Source organism: Mesorhizobium sp. M5C.F.Ca.ET.164.01.1.1, assembly GCF_004792125.1.
Taxonomy (GTDB): domain Bacteria; phylum Pseudomonadota; class Alphaproteobacteria; order Rhizobiales; family Rhizobiaceae; genus Mesorhizobium; species Mesorhizobium wenxiniae.
Map to the genome: position 1 here is coordinate 1 of NZ_SRTG01000009.1, position 8670 is coordinate 8670.

At 59.6% G+C, this 8670-nt stretch carries 4 protein-coding genes and 4 pseudogenes; 5 read left to right on the forward strand and 3 right to left on the reverse strand.

Annotated elements, in window-relative coordinates:
* The first annotated feature begins 99 nt into the window (after positions 1-99).
* A complete protein-coding gene (locus EN807_RS29310; protein ID WP_348640273.1) occupies positions 100-885 on the forward strand; it encodes an IS110 family transposase in 786 nt (261 codons plus the stop codon).
* A gap of 405 nt (positions 886-1290) precedes the next feature.
* On the opposite strand, the gene EN807_RS29315 is transcribed toward EN807_RS29310, so the two are convergent.
* A complete protein-coding gene (locus EN807_RS29315; RefSeq protein WP_135937726.1) occupies positions 1291-3036 on the reverse strand; it encodes a trehalose-6-phosphate synthase in 1746 nt (581 codons plus the stop codon).
* 107 nt (positions 3037-3143) lie between these two features.
* Here EN807_RS29315 and EN807_RS36815 point away from each other — a divergent pair.
* Positions 3144-3408 (forward strand): annotated as a pseudogene (locus EN807_RS36815) (recombinase family protein); the annotation flags it as partial.
* An 86-nt stretch (positions 3409-3494) separates the two neighbouring features.
* Positions 3495-4010, forward strand: a pseudogene (locus EN807_RS29325) (IS6 family transposase); the annotation flags it as partial.
* A 290-nt stretch (positions 4011-4300) separates the two neighbouring features.
* Here EN807_RS29325 and EN807_RS29330 read toward each other — a convergent pair.
* Positions 4301-5218: an IS110 family transposase gene (locus EN807_RS29330; RefSeq protein ID WP_189522609.1), complete on the reverse strand. Its 918-nt coding sequence runs from the start codon at positions 5216-5218 to the stop codon at positions 4301-4303.
* A gap of 257 nt (positions 5219-5475) precedes the next feature.
* Between EN807_RS29330 and EN807_RS29335 the strand changes: the two are divergent.
* A pseudogene (locus EN807_RS29335) lies at positions 5476-5667 on the forward strand (DDE-type integrase/transposase/recombinase); the annotation flags it as partial.
* A gap of 1569 nt (positions 5668-7236) precedes the next feature.
* Positions 7237-7530 (forward strand): annotated as a pseudogene (locus EN807_RS29340) (IS630 family transposase); the annotation flags it as partial.
* 262 nt (positions 7531-7792) lie between these two features.
* On the opposite strand, the gene EN807_RS29345 reads toward EN807_RS29340, so the two are convergent.
* Positions 7793-8374 (reverse strand): hypothetical protein, encoded by a 582-nt coding sequence (locus EN807_RS29345; RefSeq protein WP_127211240.1) that lies wholly within the window; start codon positions 8372-8374, stop codon positions 7793-7795.
* Between the last annotated feature and the right edge of the window lie 296 nt (positions 8375-8670).

Consider the following 8670-nt stretch of genomic DNA (forward strand, 5'->3'; position numbering starts at 1 on the left):
CAGATCACCATACCGGCCCGCGGCTTCTTGAAAGGCCGCAAGGAAAAGGCCTGAGAGAAGAACGCACTCGATCACCGGGCACATCAGGTTGGAAGGCTCTTGCATCGAGGGCGGCAACCAGAGAAGAATGATGCTTCGGATGCCGAGGCAATCTGCGAGGCGGTCACGCGACCGACGATGCGCTTTGTTCCGACAAAGAGCGAGGAGCAGCAGAGCGTGTTGATGCTGCATCGCGTCCGCGAGCTTTTGATCCGGCAGCGGACAATGCTGGTGAACGCCTTGCGCGGCCACTTGGCGGAGTTGGGCATCATCACTCGTCAGGGTGCTACAGGGCTGAGCATGCTCGTCGCGTTGGTTGAGGACGAGGGGAACGACCTCATTCCCCCGCTTGCCCGATCGGCCCTCTTTCTTTTGGTGCAGCAATTGCGTGAGGTGCACGAGAAGGTCGGTGAGCTGGACCGACAGATTCACATCTGGCATCGTTCGCACGAGTTGAGCCGTCGCCTCGAAACGATCCCCGGCATCGGTCCGATCACCGCCAGCGCAATCGTTGCGACCGTGACAGATGCTTCCCTGTTCAAATCCGGTCGGCAACTCGCGGCTTGGCTTGGCCTGGTGCCGCGACAGAACTCATCCGGAGGAAAGGATCGGCTCGGGCGGATCAGCAAGCAAGGCGATCCCTACATCCGTCGCCTTCTTGTTGTGGGAGCCCATGCCGTGCTTCGCTTCTGTCGTAAGGGCAAAGCGGCACCCACTCGCTGGGCTGCCGAGCTTCTGGCGAAAAAGCCGTACAACGTCGTTGCGGTGGCCTTGGCAAACAAGATGGCCCGGATCGTCTGGGCGCTGATGACTACGGGCAAGCGCTTCGCGGATTCACCGGCGTAGTGACGTAGTCGCAGAGGATGCACAGAGGTTGGTGAGGTGCTGATGGTGTGATGACGGACGGTCGAACCGGGATCGGAAAAACCCGCTCAGTGGGTGCCGCTCAAAAAGCGCGTTGACCTGTCTGGGATCCGATCCGCGGACTTCATCAAGGCCAGCGGCATGAACAGGCCGCACTCAAAGGCCGAATACATGCCTGCACCCGACCAACCTGTCATCAATGTCAGAAAGCCCTTGCCACGCGGAGGCCGTCCATACATGCCGCTGATAGACTTATCGCTTTTCGATCAGGCACCGCGCCCTGCCGCGGCCGATCTATCAAACGGGCAGACGCAGATCATCTTCGAGACAGAGCGTGCCGCCATCGCCGCTGCCAATCGTCCCGCTCACATGGCTTCAGCCGAGCAATCAGGATCCCGATCGCGTTCCTACGACCGAAGCGATCGCGATCGACTCCGGCGACGCTCCGGAGACGGAGCTGCCGGTAGGCGGCAGGATCCAATGTCTATCCATCGCGCGCTTTAGCGCGGCGTCCAACTCGGCGGCAGTCCGATACGAGGGCATTTGCGTCTCGTTGATCCAGCCGAAGCCGAGATGTCGGAAGTGATCCGCCGGCACCGTGACCCGGCTTTTGTCCAGTTCCCGTACGAAGTCCGCCGACCAATCATGGATCGTATATGCTTCAATTTTATCCATCATTGGCCGCCAGCGTTGGATGCGCTCTTCGCGCGGCATGTTGGCCGCTTTGGAAATCGCGGTCGCGATCTCGTCGGGGCTGTTCGGATCCACCAGCAGCGCTTCGTTGTGATTGAAGTCTTCGGCCGCACCTGCAGACTTCGATAGCACCAAAACGCCGGGATCATCCGGATCTTGCGCAGCAATATATTCTTTCGCAACCAGATTCATGCCGTCACGCACTGGCGTCACCACGCCAACACGCGCAGTGCGGTAGAGGCCTGCCAGTTGAGCCTGGGTGAAAGCATTATACTCATAGAGGATGGGCCTCCACTCGTCCGTGCCATGCTCGTCATTGACACGTTTGACGAGGCTCTCAACCTTGCGCTTATAACTTTTATAGGCCTCGATTTCGGTGCGCGACGGGTTGGCGATCTGCAGGAGCACTATACTGCGCGGCTGGTCTGTCAAGACCTTATCGAAGGCTTCAATCCGGGCGTCGATACCCTTGCTGTAGTCGAGCCGGTCGACCCCGATTGCAAGCTTCGCGCCGTTGAGTTTCTTCTGCAAAGACGCGATATACGGTTTCGCAAGCGACTCCGAGGCATACTGTGCGAACTGTTTGTGATCGATACCGATCGGAAATTTCTGACAACGCGTCTGTCGGCGGCTCGAAACCACCACACCGTGCTCGACTTCCAATCCGAGATGGGTACGCAGGCAGTCGCGGAAGTTGTTCAGGTCCCAGTTGGTCTGAAAGCCGAGCAGATCGTAGTCGAGCATCGAGTGCATGAGCTGACGATGATTAGGCACTCGCGCCATCACATCAGGTGCTGGCCATGGCGTATGCAGGAAAAAGCCGATCGGCTTGTCGACACCGAGCTTGTGCAGACCAGCGCCGAGTGGAAGAAAGTGATAGTCATGCACCCAGATTGCATCTCGATCCCGGAACTGGAAAGCGGCTCCCGCCAGGAACTTGTTGATCTCCTGATAGCTTTCATAATGATTTGCGGAGGCGGCCATCCGGTCAGGCAGCGAGTGCAACGCCGGCCACAATATCGAATTCGCGAAACCTTCGTAGTACCCAGAATAGTGCTCGCGCGGCATATCGAGCTTCGCCACTTGGCCCTCGCCGTGCTGCCCGATGTCCAAGGGCTCGGTGCCGTCGCCCAAATTGCCCGAGGAGCCCATCCAGACTGCGCCAAAGCGTTCCACCACAGGCTCGAGGGCCGCAGCAAGCCCGCCCGTCTTGGGTTGAAGCGGGTCGAATGCAGCAACCCGATTTGAGATGACGACAAGTTTTGGCTGCTGCGTTGCCTCACCGATATTGTCCTTTTGCTGGGCGGAGCAAGGACAAGGGGAAGGATCTGCACTGGATTCTTGCGTGCAATGCTGTGCTGCCTCGCGCAGATGCTGGTCAAAGGCTGCGTGTTGCATTGTTGAGGCTGCTGCGTGAGCAGCGTTATTGATTCTATCCATTTTCCATCTCCGTCGTAAGTGCCTTGCCGATCCCCTGTGCGGAAGTTCCATGAGCTACTCGATTCGGCTTTGAGGATGGCCGTCGACATTCGCCTGCAAAAGGGGCCGTCCGCCTCATATTCGCGCGTTTCCGCGAGATCGGCAGTGCGCGCCAGGTGCTGATCTCGATGACCGACGACGGCGTGCATTTCCCCAGGCCGTCCGACGGCAAAGAAGATGTTGTCCTTCGACTGGGTTCCGATCCGCTACCACAACGAAATCTTTGATTCTGAGAACCCATTCTACGCCGGAGCCTATGTCTATGGTAAGAGCAAGAAGCGCGCCGAGATCGTCGATGGCCGTGTCCGCAATAGCAATTGTCATTGCAAGCCGGCCAGCCAGGACCTGCTCACAATCGTCTATGGCAAGGCGGGCGGGGCCAAGTCGGAAGAGTTCTGTCGCAAACGGAATGGCAACCCATATCTGGCACGAAGGCCTCTCTTTTTCGGGGAGCGCGCTTGCTTGACCGGTCAGTGATCTTGCTGTGCGTGCGCTGGTATCTGGCGTACAATCTCAGCCTGCGCGATCTGGAAGAGATGATCGCCGAACGCGGCCTGAACGTCGACCAATCGACTGTGCACCGCTGGGTCGTTCATTTCGCGCCGCTGCTGATGGAACGCTTCAACCGGCGCAAGCGCGCCGTGACCGGCAAATGGCATGCGGACGAGACCTACATCAAGGTGCGCGGGCGATGGATGTACCTCTATCGCGCCATCGACAGCGTCGGCGACACCGTCGAGTTCTGGTTCAGTGAATACCGGGATTTGCCGGCCGCCACGTTGGCACGCCATGCCCGTCCCGATCGCATCGTCATCGACGGCAGTCAGACCAACCGGGAAGCCCTCGTTTCCTGCGATGCCACAAGTCGATTGCAGAATTGCTCCCGGCGCCGGTCGAAGCCGATCCGCATCCGCCAAAGCCAATACCTCACGGATGTATTTGACAAGGGCCGTTCTGCTCCGATGTGCGGAGGTGTGCTCTCACGCGTTCTGTCCTGGCGGACGGCCGAGATAGCGTCGCGCGCAGCGAGGTCAGGGCTGGCCGGCAGGCCATCGCGCGGTATGCGCGGCTTGGCCTAGACGGAGCGAGCACGTCGCTATCGTTCGCCGGCTGCGGGATGGATCGGCGAAGCTGATTTTGCTATTCTTTCGCGGCTCGGGTGACCGCGTGGCGAAGAGCAGGGTCGAGGTTGCAACCCTGTCGCGCAGCCTATGATCGTCGCACCTCATGTGGGGCGCCCGAGCGCCACGGATGCGCATGAAGAAGGCGCGCAGCGGACCAGGCACACCGGAAATGACCCACGCCGCCTCGACCAGCATCGATCGCGCGTGGGCTCGGCCTTGTTTGGTGATGCGGCCATGGTAGGCCGGCTTGTCACCGGACTGCCGGACCCGCGGGTTGAGTCCGAAGTAGCTGACGAGCTTTTCCGGCGATGAGACCGTTCAATGTCGCCGACGGCTGCCACGATACTCAGTGCCACCGTGACATCCACGCCGGTGATCGTCATCAGCCGCTTGACCCGTGGTTCCTGGAGGGCCGTCTTTGCGAGGCTCTTGTCAACCTGTGCAAGTTCTCCGCCAAGGCGATCGAGTTCACCGGCATGGCGAAGGACAACACGGCGCTGATCCTCGGCGAGCGGCTGAGCCTCCAGCCAAGCCCTGCCCCGCTTTGAGAACAGGGTGCCTTTGTAGGGCGGGATCAGGTTGGCGTGCAGAACCGAATGGATTCGGTTTTTGAGACGGGTCATCTGGCAGACGAGCTGCGTTCGTTCCGCTACCACGCGACGACGCGTCTCGGTTTCTTCATCCGGCATCCAGACTTCAGGCAGAAAGCCGCTCGCGTGGAGCTTGGCCAGCACTGCCGCGTCGATCTTGTCGGTCTTGACCTTGGCCCAGGCGATGGCCCGAACCAGGATCGGATTGGCTATGACCACCCTGCCCACAAAGGGCGAGAGCAACCGGACGATCGCGCTCGTATTGCCTGTCGCCTCGATGACGATCTCGTCATCCGGCTTGAGCTTCGTGGCGAACTGCAACAGACGACCGTGTTCGAGATCGATCCTCCCGGCATCCCGGATTTTGCCTTTCTCCAAGATTGCCATTTGAGCGAATGATCGGTGGACATCAAGGGCAATGATTCTCATTCCCAGCTCCTTTCCAGGGTCAGCAACCATGGGAGCCGGCGGGCTACACGACAACTACGGATCCGCGCTCGCAGCGCAACCGGGCAAGTCGAAGGGGGCGGCCAGATAACAACTCGAACTCTCGGTTCATCAAGGTACTTCGGCCTGCCCGCCATGCGTGCTCCCGACACCCCAATCCCGGTAGGTGGACGGTAGTCGATCCATCCGTGCAAGAAAATACGGATTGGCGCGTCGCGCCCATTCATGCCTGATAATATAACCGCATCGAGCAGGATCATCGGCGCATCAAGCGCCGGGTGCGGCCGATGCTCGGTTTCAAATCGACGCACGCCGCCGCGGTCACCCTGTCCGGCATCGAGATGGTCCACATGATGCGCAAACGACAGGCGAGGTTCGCCTATAATCCACGTCCCTCAATCGCAGAGCAGTTCGAAATCCTTGCAGCATGATCATCTGCGCGAAAGCGTCCCGTTGTGACCAAAAGCACGATCTGCGACAGAACCCGAAAAATAGCACGGCGAATGCATCCTTCATCGGCAGGGGAGGCGGCTACTGCCTGATGGCTGACATCGGGTTTCGCTCGGCTGATGTGTGCTCAGTGGATGTGACGCGCGAGATCTGCGATCCTACCCATCAGCGCTTCCATCGGTCCTCAGTGGCGCGCAGGCAAAGCACCGCGAAAGTGCTTACAACCACTATGAAGCCAACGAGAACGCACAGGCCCGAGCCTCCTCCAAGAAAATATATTGCTATAATGTGCAGGACATAGGCGGTCAAAGGCATCGAGCCGACTGCGATTATTAACCAGACCAGCTTTCGCAGATGCGGGAGCGCATCCATAGCGAGCAAGCAAGCCGCCAAGATGATCATTGCGCAACCGGTGCTGCCCACGATCGAGAATTTGGCTATGGGGTGCGGCTATCCATGGCGACGACCAGGGAGGTGGCCGCCGTCCGACCACCACCCGGCGGATTCCTTCAGATCGCCGGGTACATTCAGGCAGCAAACGCAGCGCGAGGAAGGATCCGCAATGGCCCAACACAGCCAGCGCTACCCCCGCCAGGCCAAGGCGCCAATGCATTGCTTGCGTACTAAGGTCAAGGCGCGCATGGCCATGCCTGCGATCGCGAAAGGAACCCAGCTCATCGCGGGATAACTGCCGCTGACCATGAGCTTGAACACCGGGTCGAAGTACGGATCTCGGAGCCAAACATTGCTGCAAGGTGGAAGCGCAATTGGGGTAGAACTAATGCGGTCGCCGCAGCGAGGAAGCCGAGCGGCTCTGCACTGAGCCGACAGAGCGGCAGGACCAACAAGAAGCAGATTCCGCAGTATGGCAGAACGATCAGGACCGGGGTGCCGAGGCAGACCAGGATTGAGCCAAGCGCGAACAAAACAAGTGCACGAATTGCGACTCTGGCAATGGCCTGTCTACCGGCTATGCCCGACTTCGGCGCCTTGCGGCCGGTAATCAGGAGGATCGAAAAACCGGCCAATACGGCAAACAGGCGGACGACCGCCCATGGGTTAGTTCCATCAGAAACCCGACTAGTCCTCCTTCGCCGGGGTCGGGACCGAGATGGGCGGCATACATCCCGAAGACAGCCAGGCCCCGAGCGAGGTCGATGCCGACCAGCCGATCTACGACTGACCCATGGCTCGCGCCTGCCACCGGCGAGTTCTCGGCTGGCCGTGCCTGTGCTATGCTGGGCTCCTTCCTTGGTTGTGTCGATCGCGGGCCCGCGACAGGAGAGCCGGTCGGCTGCTGCCGTCGTCTCACCCTCAAGGGTGCAAATCTCGTTCCAATCTGACGGATCGAGCCGGCGACCAAATTTATGCTTGCTGTCCAGCTCTTTTAGCCTGCCGCAAACAACAGATCGGCCCACGAAGCCTGTGGCGCGGACCTGACAAACCCTACAGAGCGTGTCGTGGAGCCGACATTTTTGAGGCAATAGCGGTGAACCGGCGGCGAGAGCCTCAGCGACAGCGGGTGATCCGATCAGCACGCCCGCGGCCTGGGCGAGCGGACACCTCGGCCACGGTGTTGGCGGCGCGGTTCAAGCCACGATGCGCATGAATCGAGGGAGCAAGGACATCACGCTGGACGAGATGGTCGAACGGCTGTCGGTCGAGCGGTCGGCAGGTATCAGCCGCAGTGCCCTGAACGCCTGGCTTGGCGAGCGCGGCTGGACGTTCAAAAAAAGTGCGCACATGAACTGGAGCAAGACCCTCTGGACGTCCTGAAGCGCCGTCGCACCTGGTTCGCCGGACAGCTCGATCTCGATCCTGCCCGGCTTGTCTTCATCGAAGAGAGTGTGCTTTACAGCAGCGGAAGGAATTCAGCATGGACTAAGACAGTAGCGTAAAGCTGCGTTGGCGATGGGGCCGGCCCTCTGGGATCGCCTTTCAGGAGCACGTCTCAAACAGTCCGCGCTGCTGCGGTAAAGAGCCGTGGTGGTGACGTGCACCAGGCCAAGCTCGCGAGTTCCAGCCGGTGCAAGTCCGGCCCGGGTGAGGGGTAGCACCCGCCCATCCGGCCACACTGATCGGCGGTTAACGTGACCTCCACGGCCTTCAGGCGTCTTGAGGGTTATGGATGAGATAAACTTGTCTGAGTTGGCCAAACACCACGTCGGAATTCGGTGTTAGCTTCGCCTCGGCCGTGTAGTGCTCACCGTTAATCTGGAAGCGTGCCGGCTGATCTTGGTTGCGCTGGCCCGGTAGGAACCCGAGTTTTCCCAATTCAAGAACGATTTCACGCGGCATTAGTTGGCCGCCATTGTCCCAGCGGTGGTGGTCCCATAACGGGCCAACGAGATATCCGATGTCATCTGATGAGCGGAGAACCGACGAGGACTCCTTGCCAGACGCCTGCGCCGATCCGCTAGAGGGCTTTCCGACGCAACATTCTCCAACCGCTTTCCTGACTGCTGACTTAACGCGCGACCACAGTGAACCGTCTTTGCTATGCAGGCCGGACCGCGGCGGCATCCGCATCGACCCGCCGATGTCAGGGTGCCGGATTCCTCCATGGTCATCTGCGGGAGTCGCATTAGGCGGAATGAGTTGCAAGTCGCCTAGGTGCTGATCTTGTACGGCAATATACTCCTGCATCGAAGATGCCGTGCTGAATTGGTCGATTGAATTGAGTGTCAAACCACTCTCCTTTGAACAGATGGACTTTCGTAGTCTCCGAAGCTAGTAGCGTCTGGTATCCAGGCTCCGGAGATTCCTGCCGCCATAATGCTCTTCTGCCGCCTTGTGACAGACATCCGAGTAGAACTTATCGGCATCCTCGATAGTGCACCCAGCACCCGCGAAACAGCCACGCGCTATCTCATGGAGCGTATGCCGGATCGAGCTCGTGTCGTCGTAGACTGCGTTGAGGCACGCTATAATGACAATGACCTCTTCCTTTGAGAGACATTGCTGTCCGCTCATTAAGCGCGCAT